Raw genomic sequence first — 20024 nt, forward strand, 5'->3', positions numbered from 1 at the left:
GACGAGAAACGCACCCGTAGCTCAGCTGGATAGAGCACCAGGCTACGAACTTGGGGGTCGGAGGTTCGAATCCTTCCGGGTGCGCCATATGTAAAAAGGGTCCCTGATGGGGCCCTTTTTTATGTGGCCCTTCCTTCTGATAAATAACCACCGGCTATCAGCACTCTCCCAATATAGCTAATTAATCTGGCTCGAAGATTCTCATTCACTCGGCTACGGGCGCAGAATCAAAGTCCAGATCATGGCTGAACAGGGAGTACAGCAATGAAGCGTTTCTACTACACGACCCGCTCGCTCGCCAGTGTGCTTGGCATCAGCCGGGACCTGCAGGAGGCCGGCATAGGTGAGGGCCGTATTCATGTGATGGGGCGCAATAGCGGCGTTCTGGAGCAGGCTCGAGTGCATACCACGACCATGTTCGAGGAGACCGATATCCTCCATTTTGGTTTTCTGGGCGCAATATATGGCCTGCTCGCCGGGCTGTTTGTCGGCTTGACGCTGGTCGCGATTGATCCATGGGGTGTCGAGCTGGGGAGCAGTTCAATTATTGCCGCAACTGCCTTCGGTGCCTGTTTTGGCGCATGGCTGGGGGGCATACAGGGCATTTCAACCGGTAACCATCATATCCAACCCTACCTGCACGCTGTTCAGTCAGAGGGAAACTATCTTGTAATGATTGATGCGGATGACGCCCGCCAGATGAGTGCCATCGAAAAGGTTATGCAGCTCCGTCATCAGGAGGCCCGGCAAGCGGGCCAAGAGGATCATTACAGTCCCTTTTTCTAGGTGCCTTTGCCCCCGCTCCGACAGCCAGTGTGGGGGGCATGCCAGATTCAGGCCATTTTAATTAGCAGTTCAACCATCCTTGAGGTAAACCCCCACTCGTTGTCATACCAGCTCATAAGCTTGGCCTGTCGGCCCATCACCCGGGTCTGGGCCAGGTCGACAATGCTGGACAGCGGATTGTGGTTAAAGTCCCATGACACCAGCGGCTCTTCATTGACCCCCAGAATACCTTTTAGCGGTCCATCGGCCGCCTGACGCATGGCCTGATTGATGTCCTCCGCGGAGACTTCCTGATTTAGCAGGCAATGCAAATCCACCATCGACACATTGATCGTGGGTACGCGGATAGCCATGCCGTCCAGCTTGCCTTTCAGATGGGGCAATACCAGGCCGACTGCTTTGGCTGCTCCGGTCTTGGTGGGAATCATCGACATGGTGGCCGAGCGCGCCCGGTAATAGTCATTGTGCGCCTTGTCGATCAGGTTCTGGTCGTTGGTGTAGGAGTGGATGGTGGTCATCTGGCCCTGCTCTAGACCAAAGGCGTCATCCAGCACCTTGACCAACGGCGCCAGACAGTTGGTGGTACAGCTGGCATTGGAAACAACCAGGTCGCTTGCCAGTAAAGTGTTGTCGTTGACGCCGCAGACCACGGTACGGTCCGCATCTTCCACCGGGAAGCTGGCCAAAACCCTGCGGGCTCCGGCATCCAGATGGCCCTGCAGGGCAGCGCGGGTTTTGAATTTTCCTGAGCACTCCACCGCGATATCAACGCCAAGTTGCTGCCATGGCAGCTTGGCCGGATCTTTCTCCTTGCACATCTGCACGGTCCAACCGCCGATATGCATCTGTTCGCCATCCAGCTTAACGGCAACGGAGAAATGGCCGTGGGTAGTGTCATGGCGGGTGAGGTGAGCGAGTACGCCAAAGTCGGTGAGGTCATTGATGGCCACCACACAAATCTGTTCTTGAAGTCCCAGCTCGTGAATGGCGCGAACCAGACAGCGGCCGATACGGCCATAGCCGTTGATGGCGATACGGATCATATGTGCTCCCCTGCAATGAGTGACTTTATCCACCAGTGTAACCCTGCAATGCGGGTCGCGTCGCAGGCGACTAAGAATGTACTATTAGAGGCATAACAATAATCAGGTAGATGATGTATCCCTCCGATCTGCTCCATGATGTGATTCGCTATGGGCTGGTAGTCAGCGCGTTGTTGCTGGCGCTGGTCTGCTATGGCTATGGCCGGGGCGGGGCAGGGCGAGGCTACCTGTGGCTATCTGCAGCCTTTACCCTTGATGGCTTGCGTCATCTACTGATGATTTTCCTGCCGCCATCCATGCCGTTGACCCTTTACGTGGAATTCGACCTGCTGGTGCGAGCTTTCCTGCTGTTTAGCGGTGTCCGCTTGCTTGGCGGCGGGGTGCTGCCAGCTACGTTGCGCTGGTTATTACCTGTGGTGCTTGGCTGGTTGGTGTGGAGTCATGTTTTCCAGCCGGGCGAGTCCCAGTGGCGTGATCTGCCCGGTACCATTTTTCTTAGTTCGGCTTATGTTCTCTTAGCGATGTTTTTCTGGAGAGCGCGTGATCGTAACCAGCCGTTAGGGTTCTTGTTAGCCGCCACCGGCTCTTTGTTGCTCGCGGTGCTTTGTCTTGCACAGCCCTTGGCTCTGCAGAGCGACTGGGGGGTATGGCACTTTTCTTCGTTCCAGATGCTCTATCTGATGATCAGTGGTGGCCTGATTATGGCCTTGTATCAGAGTGAACGTCTGCGCGCCGATTTTGCCAGCGAAGGTCAGCATAAGGCGTTGTTGCGTGTATTGCGCAGTCGTCGCCGGGTAGTGCAATTACGTGAGTGGACCGATGTCCTGCTACACCAGATTTCCGATGGTGTGGTGGTCACTGATATGAACGGCATAATCACTGGGTTTAATCGCGGCGCCGAGAAAATTTTTGGTAGGCGGGCGGCGGAGCTGCTGGGGCAGCCTGTTACTGAATTGATGCCGGAGCATATCCGCCCTACGGACATCAGTCTCACTGACATGCTGCGGGATTTTCATCATCGCTTTCGAGAGCCGACTGAGGGCATTGGTCGGTTTCAAGATGGTACCACCCTTGAGCTTGAGATGGTCGTGTCGCCCATGGCGCTAAGTGACGCAGAGCAGATGGTGGCTATTATCCGTGATGTTTCCGAGCGCAAACGACAGCGCGAGCAGTTACATTTTATGGCTCGTCACGATGCTTTGACGGGCCTTCCTAATCGGCGCTGCTTTTCCGAGCTGGTCAGTTCCCGGTTGGCCAATGGCCAGACTGGCATGTTGGCGTTTGTCGACCTGGATGATTTCAAGCTGGTTAACGACACTCTTGGGCATAAGGCCGGCGATACTGCGTTGGTGGCTATTGCCAGAAGGCTGGTAAGCCTGGCGGGTGAGGATGCTGTGGTGGCGCGGCAAAGTGGTGACGAGTTTGTGCTGTTTATGCCAGCCATGATTGAAACGGCGCAAATGCGCGACTGGGCTGAGGAGCTGGTGGCGAGGGTGCGTAGCCCAGTCAGTTTTGACCAGATCGAATTTGCTCTGTCCTGCAGCGTTGGTCTGGCCCCCTGTGTTGATAGCAGTGTTGATGTGGAGACATTGGTGCGTGAGGCAGATCTTGCCATGTATCAAGCTAAGCGCAGCGGCAAAAACCGCTATAGCTTTTTTCATGAGTCCATGTTGGCAGAATTCAATCGGGTGGCCGAGTTGGCCGCGCGCTTGAAGCGCATGAACATGGACGAGGAGTTGTCGTTGGTGTTCCAGCCGCGCATGGAGCTTGATGGTCGCCAGTTGGCAGGTGCGGAAGTTTTGCTGCGTTGGCGTACGCCGGAAGGCGAACAGATTCCCCCGGATCAGTTTATTCCTGTGGCGGAAGAAACCGGGCAGATTCTGCGGCTGGGTTATTGGGTGCTGGAAAACGCCTGTCGCCATTTGGCCGGCTGGGGACACCTTCGTGATTCGATGGTGTTGTCCATCAATCTGTCCGCGAGGCAGTTGTTTGATGAAAACCTGGTCGATCGTATTGAATCGGTGCGCACCAGTTATGGATTAGCCCCGGCCCAGCTCGAGTTCGAAATCACCGAGAGTCTGGCAATGCAGGATATTGATTATGCGCTGCGGGTGCTGGGTAGGCTGCGGGCCCGCGGTTACGGGTTGTCGTTGGATGATTTCGGTACCGGCTACTCATCGTTGTCGCATATGCGACAATTGCCCGTGGATACCATCAAGATTGATCGGTCGTTTGTTCAAAATCTGGTGTCTGATCGTCAGCAGCGAGTTCTTGTAGCAGGGATTATCGAGTTGACGGGGCACCTCGGTATGCGGGTGTTGGCCGAGGGAGTCGAGACGCTAGAGCAGCTGGACATCCTTGATTCGCTGGGTTGCGATGAGGCTCAGGGCTACTTGATCGGTCGGCCCATGTCAGCGCAGGACTTTTGTCAGCGTGCCCTGTCTGACTGGGAGGAGCTGGTCCGAGCTTTTTGATCGGTGTCTTGCAATGGTGGCATCGTTTCGCGACAATGCCGCCCTCTCCGAAAGGGAGCTCTATGGCAGCCCTGTCGGTCCCCCCGCAATGACCAGCTGTGAACTCCGCCAGGTCCGGAAGGAAGCAACGGTAGCAGTGACGTCGTGTGCCGGGGTGTGGCTGGCAGGGCTGTCTCCATTTCTGCTGTGCGGAATTCTGGTACGATACGGCCTTTCATGCTGGCTTTGGGGCGGCGATGAGTTATCAGGTTCTGGCGCGTAAGTATCGGCCACGCACATTCCATGAGTTAGTTGGGCAGGAGCATGTCTCTCGGGCGCTGGTTAATGCGCTCGACCATGACCGTCTTCACCATGCCTATCTGTTTACCGGCACCCGCGGTGTTGGCAAAACCACCATTGCGCGGATTCTGTCCCGTTGTCTGAACTGTGAGCAAGGCGTCAGCTCCCAGCCCTGTGGTGTCTGTGACACCTGTGTGGAGATCAACGAGGGCCGGTTTGTCGACTTGATTGAAGTTGATGCGGCCAGCCGCACCAAAGTGGAGGATACCCGTGAGCTACTGGATAACGTCCAGTACGCGCCTACCCGGGGCCGTTACAAGGTGTACCTGATCGATGAGGTGCACATGCTGTCCGCGCATTCCTTCAATGCGTTGCTGAAAACTCTGGAAGAGCCACCGCCGCATGTGAAGTTTCTGCTTGCCACTACGGATCCGCAAAAACTGCCGGTGACCATCCTGTCCCGCTGTCTGCAGTTCAACCTCAAGGCGCTGGCGGCGGATCGCATTGCCGCCCATCTGCAGGATTTGTTGCAACGCGAAATGATAGGTTTCGAAGCGCCAGCATTGGCGCTGATCGGTCAGGCCGCCCGCGGTTCCATGCGTGATGCCCTGAGCCTGACAGATCAGGCGATTGCCTTTAGTGGTAACCCCCTTACCGAGGCTGCGGTGCGCTCCATGCTTGGCAGCGTTGACCGTGCTCATGTGCTGGCGCTGCTGGAGTCACTTGCTGAAGGTGGTGCGGAGCAGGTGCTAGCGGCACTCGATCAGGTGGCAGAGCAGGCCCCCGACGAGCTTGCCTTGCTGGATGAACTTATCAGCGGGCTGCATGCACTGGCCGTGTCTCAGGCAGTGCCCGGGCGGCAGGCTGACGAACGCATTACAGCTCTGGCATCTCGTTTTACTGCCGAGCAGGTTCAGCTTGGTTATGACATCGCCTTGCGCGGTCGCCGGGATCTTGCCGATGCACCCAATCCTCGTGCCGGCCTGGAGATGGTGCTGTTACGCATGGTGCTATTCCGCCCTGATGGTGTTGTGCCCGCAGGAGGCGGCGGCGGGACAAAAAAGCCGGTTGAGTCGGGTCGCTCTGAACTGCGGGCGGTACCGGCTCAACCAGCCCTGCAAGCGCAGCCACAGCAGCAGTCCTCGCCGCAACAGGCGGCAAAGCCCGAACTGGCAGCGGTGCCTGCACCGGCAACGCGGCAGGGCGAAACTGACGGTGCCGTCTGGTGGGCCAAACTGGTGGCTGGTTTGCCAATTGAGGGCATGCTGCGCAGCCTCGCCGAGCACGCTGCTCTGGGGGAGCGTGATGGCCTTAACTGGACTTTGGTGCTGGAGCCGGGGCATCAGACGTTGGCCACCGCTGAGCGGCTTGAACAATTGTCAGCGGTAATTAGCCAAACCCTGGGCAACCGGGTAAGGCTGCAGGCCGACTGGCAGGGTAGTGTCAGTCAGACACCTGCTCAGCAAATTGCTGCAGCGCGGCAGGCAAAGCTGGTTAAAACCCGGCAGTTGATCAGTCAGGACCCGGTGGTGGTGGCTCTGGTCCGTGAGTTTGGCGGACAACTTGATATGGATTCGATCCAGCCGGACGAGCCGACAGCTATTTGATCTGGAGATATTCCATGGATTTCGATATGAACAACCTTCTGCAGCAGGCTCAGGCCATGCAGGAAAAAATGAAGCAAATGCAGGATGACATTGCCAAGGCGGAAGTAAGCGGTGAGGCCGGCGCAGGTTTGGTAAAAGTCACTATGAATGGCCGTCATGATGTGCGACGGGTAGAAATCGATCCATCGCTAATGAGCGAAGACAAGGAAATGCTGGAGGACTTGCTGGCTGCCGCAGTGAACGATGCAGTGCGCAAGGTCGAGCGTCAGCAGCAGGAAAAGATGGCCGGCATGACCGCCGGCATGCCTCTGCCTCCCGGCTTCAAGCTGTTCTGACCGGGGTTTGATGGATGAAGCACAGCCCGCTGGTTCAGCGACTGATTGAAGGTTTTACCGTGCTGCCCGGTGTTGGGCCGCGCTCCGCCCAGCGTATGACTTACTGGTTGCTGGAGCGCAATCGCGAGGGTGGAAGCCGTCTTGCGCTGGCGCTGGAAGCGGCCATGCAGGGTGTGAAGCATTGCGCCCGCTGCAGAAACTTTGCTGAGGACGATTTATGTCCTGTGTGCTCTGATCCGCGTCGTGATCAGGCTCAGGTATGTATTGTGGAGTCGCCGGCGGATGTTTTGGCGATTGAGCAGTCGGGCGAATATCGTGGCCGTTACTTTGTTTTGATCGGGCACTTGTCGCCGATTGACGGAATTGGCCCGGAAGAGATCGGTCTGAACCTGCTGGAGCGGCAGCTTTCTGAGGTTAGCGAGCTGATCCTGGCCACTGGCACCACCGTCGAGGGTGAGGCCACTTCTCACTATATTCAGGAAATGGTGCGTGGCACCTCGATCAGTGTCAGCCGTATTGCCCAAGGCGTGCCTATGGGAGGGGACCTCGAATACGTCGACGGCGCCACTCTCGCTCAGGCGATGAAGTCACGACGTAAGTTGTAGTAGCGGCTTCAATCGCAAAACCTCTAGTCAGGTAGTGAGCCTCTCCGCTTCACCCCTGACCAGAATTGGCTCGGTATCACCCTTAGGCGTGAACGCCACCATAATCCGGAGGGTGACTCAGCGTAGCGGGCACCCCGGAGGATTATGGCGGCGGTTGCGCCCGGGCACGGTGGTGAAGGTGAGGGCAGTTAAAAGGTCTCGCAACTGAACCTGCTCCCACAACAGCTCTGACCACAATCACATCAGGGGTTGTTTACCAAGCAAGCGCTTGGTACCGTCGCAGAATCTGTATACGGAGACCTCCATGAGCACCACGCTTGATTACTTTAATGATACCCACCAGATGCTCCGCGACAGCGTTCGCCGCTTTGTCGAGCGCGATATTCTGCCCCATATCGATGACTGGGAAGAGGCCGGAAGCTTTCCCCGTGAGCTGTACAAGAAAGCTGCAGAGGCGGGTATTTCCGGCATCGGTTATCCGGAACAGTATGGCGGCAGCGGCGAAGATGTTTTCATGAAGATCGTTGCCTCAGAAGAGCTGATGCGCTCCACTTCCGGCGGTCTTGTAGCCAGTCTTGGCTCCGTCGATATCGGCTTGCCGCCAGTGGTCAAATGGGGCAGCGAAGAGCTGAAAGCTCGGGTGGTACCGCAGGTGCTCAGCGGCGACAAGATTGCTTGTCTGGCGATTACGGAACCGGGCGGCGGCTCCGATGTGGCTAACCTTCGCACTCGCGCGGTAAAGGATGGCGACCACTACATCGTTAACGGCAGCAAAACCTTCATCACCAGCGGCGTGCGCGCGGATTACTATACTGTTGCGGTGCGCACTGGCGAGCCTGGTTTTGGCGGGGTCAGTCTGTTGCTGATTGAAAAGGGCATGCCAGGATTCACCGTGGGCCGCACTCTGAAAAAGACAGGCTGGTGGGCCAGCGATACCGCAGAGCTTTTCTTTGAAGATTGCCGAGTGCCTGCGACCAACCTGATTGGTCCGGAGAACGGCGGCTTTTTCTGCATCATGACCAACTTTCAGGCTGAGAGATTGATGCTCTGTGTGATGGCCAACATGACCTCACAGATCGCACTGGAGGAATGTCTCCGCTACGTTAAGGAGCGTGAGGCGTTTGGTCGCAGATTGGCACAGTTTCAGGTTACTCGCCACAAATTGGCGGAGATGGCCACGCAACTAGAAGCCAGTCGCGAATTTACCTATCGGGTTGCGGCGAAAATGGCAGCGGGACAGAACTGTATCAAGGAGGTGTCGATGGCAAAGAACTTCGCCACCACAGTGTCTGATCGTGTGACTTACGATGCAGTGCAAATCTTTGGTGGCAGTGGTTTTATGCGTGGCACCGTGGTGGAGAGGCTATATCGGGATAATCGCATTTTAGCCATCGGCGGAGGCACTTACGAAATCATGAACGAGGTGATCGCCAAACAGATGGGGCTATAAGTGGAGGCCGGAGCCGCGAATGATCGTTCAGACCATTCGCGGCTCAAGTCATTCCTGAAACTCAGCCTTACTCTACCGGATTGACGCACTCGGCATGGCTGCTTTCCAATTTGCAGCGGATGCGACGTTGTAAGCTCAGCATTTCACTACTGTAGTACCCCAGATCGCGCATCTGGATACGGGCTTCCTGCATCATAATTTCGTAGCCCGCTTTGTCCGCATCTGGAATTTCTACCCACCATTTCGGGTCCACACTTTTTTCTTCCTTCGCCAGGCCTTCCAGTACGGCATCCAGATTCTTAAAGAAATACTCACGCGACGTCTGCATCATTTCCGCAGGGAAGCGATCCGTGCGGGCAATAAGCTGCATGGTGATCTGTGCCAGCGGGTAATTGATAATCCCGCCATTGGGTGTCATGCCCTTGTAAAGTTCCAGTGGGGTATAGGCCACCAGCGGCGCAGCAACCACATCCACCACACCGTTGTTAAACTTGCCGGAAAAGTTGCTGACGTCAGAAGCTACCGGGGTTGCGCCGATCTGTGACACCAGAATTGATTGAGTCTTGTCATATTCCAGAACGGCGACCTTCTTGCCGGCAGCCCTGGCAAGGGTATTGATCTCGCGATCGTTTACAAAAAGATAGGCAGCTCCAGCTGGGGCAATGCCCATTAGCCCATAAGTGCTGGTAGTGACTTTGTCTGCTGAGGACGGGTGGGCCATTACCTGCAGTAGAATGCGCATATGGTCCATGGTCGGAATACCGCCGATGGAGTCCAGAGTGCCGGAATACTGGTTGAAATCACGGCCGCGTATACCGGTAATCAAGGCCGCATCGCACTTGCCCGCCTTGAGATCTTCGGCGGCGATTGCTTCGTTGGTAAACGGCACCAGTTCAGCTTCCAGGCCCCACGAGATGGCTGCTGTACTCCAGTCGCGCATGGCTCCCATTACCGGACCAACATTACCGATAATATCGAAAACGCAGATTTTGCGTTTGATCGGCTCGGCGCTAGCCGGACTGGAAGTCAGCAGAGCCAGAGGCAGGATGGCGGAGATAAGTGCAATAGCGGATTTTTTCATGGTCGGGTTCCTGTTGTTATTCTGGCGCAGAGAATACCGTCAGAGCCCTTGGGAGGCGAGGGCATAATTGACCTTGGCGGCTGTTTCTGTGACCACCCGGGTCAGTGACCAGTTCCCTGAAACGGAACGGGGCCCGCAAAGGCCCCGCATTTAGCGCATTACAAAGTACCTGGTTGTTCAGGCCTTACCTTGGCTGGCAACCGCCGCCGCGGCTTTTGCCGCTTCTTCTGCGTCACCCAGATAGTAGCTGCGTAATGGCTTGAGGTTGTCATCCAACTCGTAGACGAGAGGAATGCCGGTGGGGATATTGAGTTTGAGGATGTCTTGCTCAGAGATCTGATCCAGATGCTTGACCAGAGCTCGAAGGCTATTGCCATGGGCAACGATTAGAACCTGTTTGCCGGCTTTGATCTGTGGCTCGATTTCGCTCTGATAGTAAGGAACAAAGCGGGCCACAGTTTCTTTCAGGCTTTCGGTCAGCGGGATTTCTTCTTCTTTCAGATTGTCCCGGTAGACACGCTGGTTGCCAGCATAACGCTCGTCGCTCTTTTCCATTGCCGGCGGCGGGATGTCGTAGCTACGGCGCCAGATTAGCACCTGCTCTTCACCGAACTCCTTTGCGGTTTCGGCTTTGTTCAGGCCCTGCAGGGCACCGTAGTGGCGCTCGTTCAGGCGCCAGTTGCGAATTACCGGAATCCACATCTGATCCATGCCGTCGAGGATGGTCCACAGGGTGCGGATGGCGCGCTTCAATACTGAGGTGTAGGCCACCTCAAACTCGAACCCGGCCTCTTTAAGCAGCTCCCCGGCACGGCGTGCTTCACCAACACCCTGCTCGGTCAGATCAACGTCTTTCCAGCCGGTAAAGCGGTTTTCCTTGTTCCAGGCGCTCTGGCCATGGCGGACCAGTACCAGTTTGATTGTCATGGGGTGTCCTTGGGCGATGTCGACAGGGGCGCAAGGTTAGCAGAGAATCCCGGCTCCGTCAGGGGGTTGTGAGTCGGCGCAGCGTCATCGGATATGCGTATAATGCGCCCCTGACTGAGTAAAGCGGGTATCCCCTTGAGCAAGTATCACTGGATCGCAGACGACACAGCGCTGACGCAGCTCACCAGCCAGCAGCAGGCTGGCGAGCGGTTGTTTATTGACACCGAATTTATGCGTGAGCGCACGTTCTGGCCGCGTCTGGCATTGCTGCAGGTGAATGACGGCCGCGGTTGCCACCTGATCGACCCGACCACCACCAGTCCCCAGCCAATGCATGACCTGTTGGCTTTGCGGCCTCTGGTTATGCACGCATGTTCGGAAGACCTCGAGGCGCTGCGTATTGGCTGTAACGTCAAGCCAGCGGAGGTAATTGATACTCAGATCGGTGCAGCCCTGTGTGGTCATGATATGCAGACCAGCTACCAAAAGCTGGTGGAAACCCTATTGGGTGTTAGCCTGCCGAAAACCGCCACCCGTACTGACTGGCTGCAGCGTCCGCTTAGCGCCGAGCAGCTTGAATATGCTGCCCATGATGTGGAGTACCTGCCCGGTATCTATCAGATTCTTTATGATCGGCTTGAGGCTCAGGGGCGACTGGAGTGGTGGCGAGAGGAATGTGGTCGCCTCGTGGCCGACTGCCAGCGCAGTATCGATCAAGAAGATCTGTGGCGTCAGGTGAAAGGTGCGGCCTCGCTGGATGGCGAGGGGCGTCGACGTTTGCGTAAATTGGCCATCTGGCGCGATGCCAGCGCTCGGCAGCGTGATATTCCGCGCAGCTTTATCCTCAAGGATGCGGAAATGCTTGCTCTGGCAAGTCGCGGTGCCAGTCATCGTGGCCAGCTGGCAGAGACTGGCATGCACCCGTCGGCATTACGTCGTTTTGCTGACGCCTTACTGGAGGTGCTGGCGCAGGCAGAGCAGGGAGAGGTGCCGGAGCCCTTGCCCGGCATGCCAGAGCCGCACATTCGTGAGCGGATCAAGCGGCTGCGGACTTATTTCAACAAGCTGGCGGAAGCTCACCAGCTCGCCCCTGAAGTGTTAGCGCGACGCCGCTGGATCGAAGCTCTGGCCCGGGATCCGGAGCGTCTGCCCGAACCCTTCGAGGGCTGGCGTGCCAGCCTGATCGGTAGCAGTCTGGGAGACTTGATGTGATCGATGATCATCGTTTGCTATGCAGTATTTTTCGCAGCCCAAAACGGGAGGGGATGTACCTGTATGTGCGCCGTGATCAAGATTTGCGTGAACTGCCGGAAGCTCTGCTGAAAGTCTTCGGAGTCCCTGTTCACAGCATGGACCTGTTGCTCAGTGCCGAAAAGAAATTGGCCCGCGTTGAGGCGGCAAAAGTTATCGCCCAGATTCGTGAGCAGGGGTTCTTTCTGCAAATGCCTCCGCAGGACCATGAAGAGCCATTGCCGTTGGCACGGAAAAATCGTGATGCGTGAGCGTTTCTGGGAGAGCATTCCTCTGGCGGAGATGTCTGCTCAGGAATGGGAATCCCTGTGCGACGGCTGTGGCCGTTGTTGTGTGATCAAGCTCGAAGACGAAGAAACTGGCGAGCTGCACTATACTGACGTGGCCTGCCGCTATCTGGATTGTGACCGCTGTCGCTGTACCGACTATGAAAACCGCAGCGTTAAGGTGCCGGATTGCCTTCGTGTTACGCCTGCGTTTCTGGCGGAGCGTTCGCGTTGGCTGCCAGAAACCTGTGCCTATCGACAACTGTATGAGGGCAGGCCGCTAGAGCCCTGGCATCCGTTGATTAGTGGCGACAGGGATACGGTCGTTGCACTGGGTATTTCCATGCGCGGAGAGTTGATTTCAGAAGTACTGGTCGACCCCGACGATTATGAAAACCACTTGATTAACTGGGTGAGGTAAACGTGGCATCTCAGGGTTTTATTGTGGCTTGGAGTTGGTATCTGGTGGCGTTGCTGGTCGCTGCCTGGGTGTTGTGGCGTGGTAGCCGTTTTCTTCCTCCGGTATGGCGAACGTTAATCACCATGTTGCCTGTGCTGGTAGCTTTGGTGCCGGCCCCAGTTTCACCATTGCACGAATCGCTGGCGCCGGCCTGGATCGTCGCGTTGTTCGATGGTTTGGTGCAGGACGACGGCTCTTTCTGGCGGGCTGGCAAGTGGGTGGTGTTAGCTGCAGCGGTTAGCCTGCTGCCCGTTCTGCTGGCGGCGCGGATTCAGCGAAAGCAACCTGATCAGGTAGAGCCGCAGTGAGTGACTGTTTATTTTGCAACATCATTGACGGTAGTGAGCCCGCCAGTGTCATCTATCAGGATGAGTTGGCGATGATTATTCTTGATTTGTTTCCGGTTAGTGATGGCCATGCTTTGGTGATTGCCAGGCAGCATGCGGCGCAGCTCAGCGGGCTTGATGAGGGTGTTTCGGCGCATCTGTTGATGCTAGCTGAAAACTTGATGGCAGCTCAGAAAAAACTGGACAGCTCAGTCGCCGCCCATAATCTTCTGGTAAATGACGGCAAGGTTGCCAATCAGCATGTCCCGCACGTTCATCTGCACGTCATTCCGCGCCGCCACGGCGACAATGCCAAGACAGTGCTGAGCTGGACAACCCGATTTTTGCAACGATTTAACCTGCGCTCTCGCCGAGAACGGCTGAACCGTCTTGCTGCCGCTTTGCGCGAGCAGCTTGAGGTCAGTTAAACAGGTCTTCCCAGCCGCGCAGGTTCTCGCTGCTTGGCAGGATTTCTATGCCCGCGACCAGTCCTTCTTTGCCATCACGCAGCCAATTGACCCGGCCATCGAGATGATAAGTGCCGAGGTCGTCAAGCAGGGCGATCCAGATATCCACCAGCTGGCCTTCGTCCAATGGCTCGTCAAGCCGAACTTGCAGGCCAGACGCGGACATATCAACGGTTGAGCAGTACAGTGCCTCGAGCTGCAATGTTGCCAGTGGGTCACTGACAGGGCGCACAGCTAGTGTCTCCTCGCGCATCAGACGCGGGTGGCGGCGTTTGTCTTTATGCTCATCACTCATCGACTTATCCGTAGATCATTCGGTCAACGACTGCGGCGGATGCGGCGATAACAAGCACCACTACCGCCAGAAAAGCGACAAACTTCAGGAACGGTTTCAGAGTTGGCAGCGGCTCGGTGGGGCGCTGCGGCTTTCTACCTGAAGTGTCGCTCATCTTTCTCTCCGTCAATTACAGGCCACCACTGAAGGTGGCCTTCTGGAACATCCAACCATGCAGGTCTTCAGACATGAGTGGGGCATAAGACACAATTAGCAGTGCAGACAACATGATAATGATCGGTAGCGCGTATTTCTCGTGACGGCGCAGGAAGCTGGCCTGTCCCGGCGGGATTTTGGCGCTTTCAACCTCATCATCACCGACCACTTGCCTGGCCAGCAAGTGGTTCAGGGCCACCGGTGGGGTGAGATAGCCAAGCTCAAAGGCCACCAGAGTAATCATCCAGAAGTGCAGGGGATCAATGCCGTTAGCAAATGCCACCTGCGCGATGGTTGCGTTCACCAGAATCACGGCGCCGTAGGGATCCATGATCATGCCGATGATTACCATAGTGACAACCAGAATAGTGGTCGCTATCCAGATGTTGGCAAATGTTTCCGGCAGCATTTCCATCAGACCGGATCGCTCGATGATACCGCCGGTGCTCACCGACAGAGCCATCAGCATTAGCAGGGCGCCAATATGCCCGGTGGTTTCATTGGTAGCCAGGCGCAGTGAGCTTTCCATGCCCTTGCCAATTTCACTGTCATTGACGCCAACCACCTTCTCGGTTAGTGGCTTGGTGTCGAACAGGTAGTTGCTTGCCAGAATGCCGAGGATTAGCAGGTTGCGTACTACCAGTCCGGTTACATCAGCCTCTTCAACTGTGCCGTTGAAAATGCGCATAAACGAGATGCCGATCAGTGCCAGCAGTGCCAAAGAGGCAATGTGAACAACGTGCTTGCTTAGTTTTTCGTAAAGCAACACGCCAATCAGCATCAGCGGCAGAATAATCGGGGCTGAGAATTCGTCGGTCCGGCGATCCAGAACATCACGGAAGAATACAGCCACTACAATGATCATCAGCGCGTAGGGAGCCAGTGGAGCAAGCGCCCGGATGCTCTTCGGTACTGCTTCAGAGAACGGCGCGATACGTGATGGCTGGGTGCGGAAGAACTGGGAAACAATAAAGAACAGGATAATGCTGAGCACGTAAACCTTGAAGCCGGAATCGAACAGCTCGTTTGTGGTTACGCTGCGGTTCAGGGCCGCAATGATTACTACAAGCAGGCAGGGGCGCAGCACCACACCCATGGAGCCGGACATGGCGGTGGCCGCCAGAGCCAGCTGCTTGCGGGCACCGGCGCGAATCAGTTCCTGATAGATCACTGCACCGGCGGCAATAATAAAGATACCTGAAGCGCCAGTGAAAGCGGTGGGGAAGGCTGCCAGAGCCAGCACAACAAAACACATCAGCTCGGGCGACATATTCCAGGGGCGCAGCACATCGAAGGCCAGCTGAGCCATGCGCGTCTGCTTCAGCATCATGCCGATCCAGATATATAGCGCCAGATTAAGGAACATGGTGGAGAGTTCCATCATCATGCCCAGATACACGCTTATACCGTGGTAATACCCCTGTGACATGAACTGAGCGCCAGCCGACAAACACATAAAGCTGTATAGCGGGATAGTCAGGAAAGCATGGCCCCAGCCGCCACCTTGCTCCAGATCCTTGGGCGGCTTGATCAACTGATACAGGTTGATCACTGACAGCAGAGAGAAGCCCATGATCCAGAATACGTGCAGATAGAAGTCATGAACCTGCACCCCCTGGTCCATGCTTATCTGCTCCTGGCCACGGTAAACGGTGGCAGACATCAGCAGCATCAGGTTGGCTAGTAGTTGTGCAGAAGTGCCAACGTAGTGATCCTTGGCGGTACGCACCGGGCGTAGAGAAATGTGATGGCGTTGCAGGGTGGTGGTGGCCGCACAGATCAGCAGCAGCACGCACAGCAGCAGGCGCTTGTAGTTGCCCAAACCGGTGACAACCGCGGCAACGCCGGTTTCCAGATTGCGGAATGCAATCACCCCGGGGGTAACGCGTTCCTGCACCCGCTGATAAGACTCCCAGCGCTCGCGGCAGATTTCACGCGAGCTTTCCAGGGACTGGCGGATGGCGCCTTCATCGACTTCGCTGCCAAAAATACCAGCCAGCGGGTCATCAGCCATGGCAGCGGTCTGCTCTCGTACAGCACGCGCTACTTCAGATTCGATATCCGGGTCACGATTACAGGTCGGCTCACTGACCAGGCCGGCACTGCGCAGTTCGAAATAACCCTGCCATGAGGTCTCACCAATCTTTAGTAGCTGGGAGTGGATGATCTCGCCAGACGCCAGAAAGATGGTCAGCAGCAGGATGACAATGGTGGGGAGCGATGATAGCCACTCACCCGCAGAGCGGTTGGCCACGGTAATAGTGCTTTTATGCATGGTCTTCCCGGTTGTTGTTATGGGGCCGGATATCGGCGGTGGATTGACGCGACTTCCGGACGTCCGGCATGTACGCGACACAGTGAATCGGATTCTATGCCACGCGGCTGTGCTTGCCTACCGCGAAAACTGGCTGAAAAGGACAAATATGGCTAAAAAACAGGCAGTCAGGCATTGACCAGAAGGTACAAATAGAAACGGGGCCAAGGGCCCCGTTTCGTATTGCCTGTATATTGCCAGCAGGTGTTTACTCCTGCCGGTTTACACATTCGGCTCGCGAGGCGTCGAGCTTGCAACGAATACCGATTAGCAGACGCATCATGTCGGCGTCATACACGCCTTCATCGCGCAGGGCGATACGGGACTCGCGCATCATTTCGTCGTAACGGACGCGATCAGCCTCCGGGATGCGGATCCACCATTTCTGATCCACTTCCTTCTCGGCATTTTCAACAATACGCATGGCCTGATCGAACTGGGCGGCAATGTATTCCCGCGATTTCTGACCAAAACCCGCAGGGAACAGTTCGTGACGAGTCAGAACCTGCAGGGTCAGCTGGCCCAATACATAGTCAACAATACCGCCATTGGGCTGCATGCCCTTGTACAGTTCCAGTGCCGAGTAGGCCATCATGGGAGCAAAGCAGATATCCACGTTGCCGTTGTTGAAGCGACCGGCAAAGTTAGTGATATCGGACAGCACCGGCGACATGCCCACCCTTGAAGCCATCTTTGCCTGGGCTGTGTCGTATTCCATTACCGAAATGGACTTGCCTGCCAATTTGTTGACGTTGTTGATGGTGCGGTCCTTAACGAACAGGTAAGCCGCTCCCATCGGGGCAATGCCGACTACCTCGAATGGGCCGTTAACCAGCTTCTCATTGATCTTCGGGTGACCACTGGCAAGGATCTTGATCACTTCCTGAACATGCCGATAGGTGGGCAGGGTGGCGATCGAATCCAGACTGCCGGTATAGGCGTTCAAAGAGCGTGCCCGGATGCCTGTGATGGCGGCGGCATCGCACTGACCCGCTTTCAGGTCCTCCATGGCGACCTTTTCTTCCGTATGAACCTTGAGGTCGAAATCCACACCCCAGGCCAGCGCGGCAGTGCGGTAGTCGCGCATCATGTTAAAGGTATCGCCGGACTGGCCAACGATATCGAAGATACACAGGGTGCGCTTTTCCATGGCACTGGCTGGCAGTGACGCCAAGCCGAGTACAGCGGCGGCAGCAAGGGCTACAAATTTCCGGTGACGCATAGTTCAGTTCTCTCTATTACAGGACGACAATAATCAAAGAAGGTCGTCAATATTGATGGAAGGCTGGCTTTTCGCTGCGTCGTCCCAGAAAGTGCCCAAGCCTCCCAATGGAGTGCGGCGGCCAGTGGCTTCGGTCCAAAGGCGATCAGAGATTGAGCTGATCATGGTGGCAGCCATGGTGTCGATCATGCGGTATTCCGCATTGACCGTGTCGCTTTTGGCGAAGTCACGGATTGCTTTGCGCAGGTGCTCATCGTCACCCTTGCTGTAGGCGGCCATGGCATACATGGCGCTGCCCAGACGAACACCATTACGGAAGCCAGCGTCGGCGGCCTTTTGCAGCTCTTCCCATGGCTGAGCGTTAGCGGGGGCCAGCATCGGCAGGATGCTCCAGACAGATGCACGGATGCCGCGCGGAGCGCCCCACCACTCGTCATTGTCCAAACAGGACACGCCGCGCTCAACCTTGGCAGCGATATCTCGCGGCACACCCACGGAGCCATCGGCAATGCCGTCGTTCATCAGCGCCTGCAGGCCGCCTACCATGCCGATCATCCATACCAGCTGGTCAAACTCCTTCTTCAGTTTCGGGCACTCGCCATCTTTCGGGTACTTAAATGCGGACATCAGGCGGTTATATGATTCCAGCTGACGCTTGGCAGATATAGCGGCGTAACGTTTCTGCAGAATGCGTGCATCCTGTGCTTCCGCCACGTTGCCTTGTTTAACAGCACGCAGGTAACGCATTTCCTGCTCCAGTGACAGTTCGTCAGTGCAGCTGGCAGCGGTCACATACATCAATACGGCAAGCTTGTCCGGATTAGAGCCAACCCTCTCAAATGCCATAAGCAGCGGGGTTTGGGCTTCGCCGGCAGCGCAGGCGATACGGGTGTCATCGTCTGCCATCATGTGCGGCAGCATTTCTGAGCGGCCGAAGCCCATCAGGACATCACCCGTGGATTTGTAGACGATTCCACAGCCTTGTAGAACGAGCAGGGCGGCTCCCAGCAACACAGCGCGGGTAGCTGCCATCGGGGAGGGCATAAAGGCGGTCGGGGTCATCGGGACTTCTCCGGGTTATTGTTATTCGTGGTTCTGGCGAGACTAAGGTCGCCTAAACTACCCAATGGCCCGCGTCGGTACAAGCCGGCGGTTACAAAACGCAACGTGGCTGTTACGGTGGTAGCGATATGCGACGGTTGTCCGATAGCACGCCGGTTACGTATCAGTAACAATTGCGCCCCTATGATGTGCCACCTGCGAGGACAAGATGAGCAAGACCAACGGGCAACGTGAAACCCAGACCATGCTGGAGGAGGGCCGTACCGGTTTCGGTCTGGCACTGACGGCGGCCCGTGGTGGACTGCGCATGCTGCAGACCGTGTCGGTGCTGGCCCGCACCGGCGGTGGCTGGCTGCTTGGTGAGCGGCCGCCATTGCCACGCCTGCTGCGGGAGACCTGCGAATCCCTTGGTACTACCTATATTAAGCTGGGTCAGTTTGTCGCCAGCTCCCCGTCGCTGTTCCCAGATGAGTATGTGGAAGAGTTCCAGAAATGCCTGGATCGCACCCCGGGGCTGCCGTTTCACTACATCCGTCGTACTGTGGAAGCGGAACTCGGCAAACCACTGGAAAGCCTCTACGCCTGGGTAGATCCGAAGCCGCTTGCCTCGGCGTCCATCGCGCAGGTGCATGCAGCGCGACTGCACAATGGCGATGAGGTGGTTATCAAGGTACAGCGGCCCAATGTGGAAAACGTGTTGTTGACCGACTTCAATTTCATCTATTTCGGCGCACGTATGCTTGAGCGACTGGCACCAGGCTTGTCACACTCCGCAGTCTCCGGGGTTATTGAGGAGCTACAGGCATCCATGCTGGAGGAGTGCAACTTCGAGCTGGAAGCCGAGCACTTGACCAAGTTTAACGAGTTTCTTCATGCCACCGGCAACACTCAGGCGGTGGCACCACGACCTTACCCGGAGCTGTCCAGCCGTCGGGTGCTGACCATGGAGCGCTTCTTCGGTGTGCCTCTGACCGATATCGAGGTGCTGCGCAAATACACCCCGGATCCCGCTCAGGCTCTCATAGGTGCGCTCAATACCTGGTTCTCCAGTCTGATGCTATGTGACTTTTTCCATGCCGATGTGCATGCCGGCAATCTGATGTTGCTGGAAGATGGTCGGGTGGGTTTTATCGATTTCGGCATCGTCGGCAAGGTGCGCAAAACCACCTGGGAGGCCATGGCCAAGCTGTTCGATGGGATTGGTCGAGGAGACAACCGGGTGATTGCCGAGGCCATGGCGGTGGTGGGCATGACCCGCGAAGCGGTTGATGTGGATGCGCTCACCATCGATATCGAGAAACTTCAGGACCGGCTGATGAACGTTGACCCGGCCACTCTAGTGCAAGGCGACCGCAATGACCGCGAAGTGAATCGCCTGCTGATGGACTTGATCCGCATTGGCGAAGAACACGGCATTCGTTTTCCGCGGGAGTTTGCCTTGTTGCTGAAGCAGTTCCTCTATTTCGATCGTTATGTTCAGGCGCTGGCGCCGGAGATGGATCTGTTCTCCGACTCCCGCGTTGATATGTGGGGCGGGCTGGACGAGATAAACCTGCTCCACTAATCCGCCGGGAAACTC

At 56.5% G+C, this 20024-nt stretch carries 20 protein-coding genes, 1 tRNA gene and 1 other RNA gene; 14 read left to right on the forward strand and 8 right to left on the reverse strand.

Going from position 1 to position 20024, the window contains the following annotated elements; translation table 11 throughout:
- Nucleotides 1–10 precede the first annotated feature (10 nt).
- Both J1C54_RS02575 and J1C54_RS02580 read left to right on the forward strand, forming a co-directional pair.
- Nucleotides 11–87: transfer RNA gene (locus tag J1C54_RS02575), tRNA-Arg, on the forward strand.
- Nucleotides 88–264: 177 nt separating this feature from the next.
- Nucleotides 265–786 carry a hypothetical protein gene (locus J1C54_RS02580; RefSeq protein ID WP_229144263.1) on the forward strand — a complete coding sequence of 174 codons (522 nt, stop codon included), beginning with the start codon at nucleotides 265–267 and terminating at the stop codon, nucleotides 784–786.
- A gap of 47 nt (nucleotides 787–833) precedes the next feature.
- On the opposite strand, the gene gap is transcribed toward J1C54_RS02580, so the two are convergent.
- Nucleotides 834–1829 carry a type I glyceraldehyde-3-phosphate dehydrogenase gene (gene gap, locus J1C54_RS02585; protein WP_229144264.1) on the reverse strand — a complete coding sequence of 332 codons (996 nt, stop codon included), beginning with the start codon at nucleotides 1827–1829 and terminating at the stop codon, nucleotides 834–836.
- A 110-nt stretch (nucleotides 1830–1939) separates the two neighbouring features.
- On the opposite strand from gap, the gene J1C54_RS02590 reads away from it, so the two are divergent.
- From J1C54_RS02590 to J1C54_RS02615, 6 genes are all read left to right on the forward strand, one after another.
- Nucleotides 1940–4303 carry a bifunctional diguanylate cyclase/phosphodiesterase gene (locus tag J1C54_RS02590; RefSeq protein ID WP_229144265.1) on the forward strand — a complete coding sequence of 788 codons (2364 nt, stop codon included), beginning with the start codon at nucleotides 1940–1942 and terminating at the stop codon, nucleotides 4301–4303.
- A 72-nt stretch (nucleotides 4304–4375) separates the two neighbouring features.
- Nucleotides 4376–4472, forward strand: an RNA gene (gene ffs, locus J1C54_RS02595) — signal recognition particle sRNA small type.
- A 67-nt stretch (nucleotides 4473–4539) separates the two neighbouring features.
- Nucleotides 4540–6189 carry a DNA polymerase III subunit gamma/tau gene (gene dnaX, locus J1C54_RS02600; protein WP_229144266.1) on the forward strand — a complete coding sequence of 550 codons (1650 nt, stop codon included), beginning with the start codon at nucleotides 4540–4542 and terminating at the stop codon, nucleotides 6187–6189.
- 14 nt (nucleotides 6190–6203) lie between these two features.
- Complete coding sequence (locus J1C54_RS02605; protein WP_229144267.1) at nucleotides 6204–6524, forward strand: YbaB/EbfC family nucleoid-associated protein; 321 nt, start codon at nucleotides 6204–6206, stop codon at nucleotides 6522–6524.
- A gap of 14 nt (nucleotides 6525–6538) precedes the next feature.
- Nucleotides 6539–7129: a recombination mediator RecR gene (gene recR / locus J1C54_RS02610; RefSeq protein ID WP_229144268.1), complete on the forward strand. Its 591-nt coding sequence runs from the start codon at nucleotides 6539–6541 to the stop codon at nucleotides 7127–7129.
- 304 nt (nucleotides 7130–7433) lie between these two features.
- Nucleotides 7434–8579 carry an acyl-CoA dehydrogenase family protein gene (locus J1C54_RS02615; protein WP_229144269.1) on the forward strand — a complete coding sequence of 382 codons (1146 nt, stop codon included), beginning with the start codon at nucleotides 7434–7436 and terminating at the stop codon, nucleotides 8577–8579.
- Between the two features lie 67 nt (nucleotides 8580–8646).
- Here J1C54_RS02615 and J1C54_RS02620 read toward each other — a convergent pair whose 3' ends face one another.
- Both J1C54_RS02620 and gpmA read right to left on the reverse strand, forming a co-directional pair.
- Entirely contained in the window at nucleotides 8647–9660 is a 1014-nt protein-coding gene (locus J1C54_RS02620; RefSeq protein WP_229144270.1) for a putative solute-binding protein, read from the reverse strand.
- Between the two features lie 177 nt (nucleotides 9661–9837).
- Nucleotides 9838–10587, reverse strand: coding sequence for a 2,3-diphosphoglycerate-dependent phosphoglycerate mutase (gene gpmA, locus J1C54_RS02625; protein WP_229144271.1), 750 nt, complete (start codon nucleotides 10585–10587; stop codon nucleotides 9838–9840).
- A gap of 135 nt (nucleotides 10588–10722) precedes the next feature.
- Between gpmA and rnd the strand changes: the two genes are divergently transcribed.
- Genes rnd through J1C54_RS02650 form a run of 5 tightly spaced genes read left to right on the forward strand, consistent with a single transcriptional unit; the run spans nucleotide 10723 to nucleotide 13318 of the window.
- Entirely contained in the window at nucleotides 10723–11799 is a 1077-nt protein-coding gene (gene rnd / locus J1C54_RS02630; RefSeq protein ID WP_229144272.1) for a ribonuclease D, read from the forward strand.
- Nucleotides 11796–12089 (forward strand): YcgL domain-containing protein, encoded by a 294-nt coding sequence (locus tag J1C54_RS02635; protein ID WP_229144273.1) that lies wholly within the window; start codon nucleotides 11796–11798, stop codon nucleotides 12087–12089. The genes rnd and J1C54_RS02635 overlap by 4 nt, the downstream gene beginning before the upstream one ends.
- The gene (locus J1C54_RS02640) at nucleotides 12082–12525 is read left to right on the forward strand and encodes a YcgN family cysteine cluster protein (protein WP_229144274.1); all 444 of its coding nucleotides are present in this window, start codon (nucleotides 12082–12084) and stop codon (nucleotides 12523–12525) included. The genes J1C54_RS02635 and J1C54_RS02640 overlap by 8 nt, the downstream gene beginning before the upstream one ends.
- Nucleotides 12526–12527: 2 nt before the next feature.
- On the forward strand, nucleotides 12528–12872 hold the full coding sequence (locus J1C54_RS02645; protein ID WP_229144275.1) for a hypothetical protein: 345 nt from the start codon (nucleotides 12528–12530) through the stop codon (nucleotides 12870–12872).
- Nucleotides 12869–13318, forward strand: coding sequence for an HIT family protein (locus J1C54_RS02650; protein WP_229144276.1), 450 nt, complete (start codon nucleotides 12869–12871; stop codon nucleotides 13316–13318). The genes J1C54_RS02645 and J1C54_RS02650 overlap by 4 nt, the downstream gene beginning before the upstream one ends.
- On the opposite strand, the gene J1C54_RS02655 is transcribed toward J1C54_RS02650, so the two are convergent.
- The 5 genes from J1C54_RS02655 to J1C54_RS02675 form a co-directional block, all read right to left on the reverse strand.
- On the reverse strand, nucleotides 13311–13652 hold the full coding sequence (locus J1C54_RS02655) for a PilZ domain-containing protein (RefSeq protein ID WP_229144277.1): 342 nt from the start codon (nucleotides 13650–13652) through the stop codon (nucleotides 13311–13313). The genes J1C54_RS02650 and J1C54_RS02655 overlap by 8 nt on opposite strands.
- Nucleotides 13653–13656: 4 nt before the next feature.
- Nucleotides 13657–13806 carry a hypothetical protein gene (locus J1C54_RS02660; RefSeq protein WP_229144278.1) on the reverse strand — a complete coding sequence of 50 codons (150 nt, stop codon included), beginning with the start codon at nucleotides 13804–13806 and terminating at the stop codon, nucleotides 13657–13659.
- A 15-nt stretch (nucleotides 13807–13821) separates the two neighbouring features.
- Nucleotides 13822–16122 carry a TRAP transporter large permease subunit gene (locus tag J1C54_RS02665; RefSeq protein ID WP_229144279.1) on the reverse strand — a complete coding sequence of 767 codons (2301 nt, stop codon included), beginning with the start codon at nucleotides 16120–16122 and terminating at the stop codon, nucleotides 13822–13824.
- 247 nt (nucleotides 16123–16369) lie between these two features.
- Nucleotides 16370–17383 carry a putative solute-binding protein gene (locus tag J1C54_RS02670; RefSeq protein ID WP_229144280.1) on the reverse strand — a complete coding sequence of 338 codons (1014 nt, stop codon included), beginning with the start codon at nucleotides 17381–17383 and terminating at the stop codon, nucleotides 16370–16372.
- 33 nt (nucleotides 17384–17416) lie between these two features.
- The gene (locus J1C54_RS02675) at nucleotides 17417–18445 is read right to left on the reverse strand and encodes a hypothetical protein (protein ID WP_229144281.1); all 1029 of its coding nucleotides are present in this window, start codon (nucleotides 18443–18445) and stop codon (nucleotides 17417–17419) included.
- A gap of 208 nt (nucleotides 18446–18653) precedes the next feature.
- Here J1C54_RS02675 and J1C54_RS02680 point away from each other — a divergent pair, with 208 nt between their 5' ends.
- On the forward strand, nucleotides 18654–20009 hold the full coding sequence (locus J1C54_RS02680) for an AarF/ABC1/UbiB kinase family protein (protein WP_229144282.1): 1356 nt from the start codon (nucleotides 18654–18656) through the stop codon (nucleotides 20007–20009).
- Nucleotides 20010–20024: the final 15 nt, after the last annotated feature.

This window comes from Alcanivorax sp. 1008 (genome assembly GCF_020667895.1).
Lineage (GTDB): Bacteria > Pseudomonadota > Gammaproteobacteria > Pseudomonadales > Alcanivoracaceae > PGZG01.

Excerpts from the sequence above, each read along its gene's own strand:
- J1C54_RS02580 (WP_229144263.1), top strand. The coding sequence starts at position 265 with ATGAAGCGTTTCTACTACACGACCCGCTCGCTCGCCAGTGTGCTTGGC.
- gap (WP_229144264.1), bottom strand. The coding sequence starts at position 1,829 with ATGATCCGTATCGCCATCAACGGCTATGGCCGTATCGGCCGCTGTCTG.
- J1C54_RS02590 (WP_229144265.1), top strand. The coding sequence starts at position 1,940 with ATGATGTATCCCTCCGATCTGCTCCATGATGTGATTCGCTATGGGCTG.
- dnaX (WP_229144266.1), top strand. The coding sequence starts at position 4,540 with ATGAGTTATCAGGTTCTGGCGCGTAAGTATCGGCCACGCACATTCCAT.
- J1C54_RS02605 (WP_229144267.1), top strand. The coding sequence starts at position 6,204 with ATGGATTTCGATATGAACAACCTTCTGCAGCAGGCTCAGGCCATGCAG.
- recR (WP_229144268.1), top strand. The coding sequence starts at position 6,539 with ATGAAGCACAGCCCGCTGGTTCAGCGACTGATTGAAGGTTTTACCGTG.
- J1C54_RS02615 (WP_229144269.1), top strand. The coding sequence starts at position 7,434 with ATGAGCACCACGCTTGATTACTTTAATGATACCCACCAGATGCTCCGC.
- J1C54_RS02620 (WP_229144270.1), bottom strand. The coding sequence starts at position 9,660 with ATGAAAAAATCCGCTATTGCACTTATCTCCGCCATCCTGCCTCTGGCT.
- gpmA (WP_229144271.1), bottom strand. The coding sequence starts at position 10,587 with ATGACAATCAAACTGGTACTGGTCCGCCATGGCCAGAGCGCCTGGAAC.
- J1C54_RS02640 (WP_229144274.1), top strand. The coding sequence starts at position 12,082 with ATGCGTGAGCGTTTCTGGGAGAGCATTCCTCTGGCGGAGATGTCTGCT.
- J1C54_RS02655 (WP_229144277.1), bottom strand. The coding sequence starts at position 13,652 with ATGAGTGATGAGCATAAAGACAAACGCCGCCACCCGCGTCTGATGCGC.
- J1C54_RS02660 (WP_229144278.1), bottom strand. The coding sequence starts at position 13,806 with ATGAGCGACACTTCAGGTAGAAAGCCGCAGCGCCCCACCGAGCCGCTG.
- J1C54_RS02665 (WP_229144279.1), bottom strand. The coding sequence starts at position 16,122 with ATGCATAAAAGCACTATTACCGTGGCCAACCGCTCTGCGGGTGAGTGG.
- J1C54_RS02670 (WP_229144280.1), bottom strand. The coding sequence starts at position 17,383 with ATGCGTCACCGGAAATTTGTAGCCCTTGCTGCCGCCGCTGTACTCGGC.
- J1C54_RS02675 (WP_229144281.1), bottom strand. The coding sequence starts at position 18,445 with ATGACCCCGACCGCCTTTATGCCCTCCCCGATGGCAGCTACCCGCGCT.
- J1C54_RS02680 (WP_229144282.1), top strand. The coding sequence starts at position 18,654 with ATGAGCAAGACCAACGGGCAACGTGAAACCCAGACCATGCTGGAGGAG.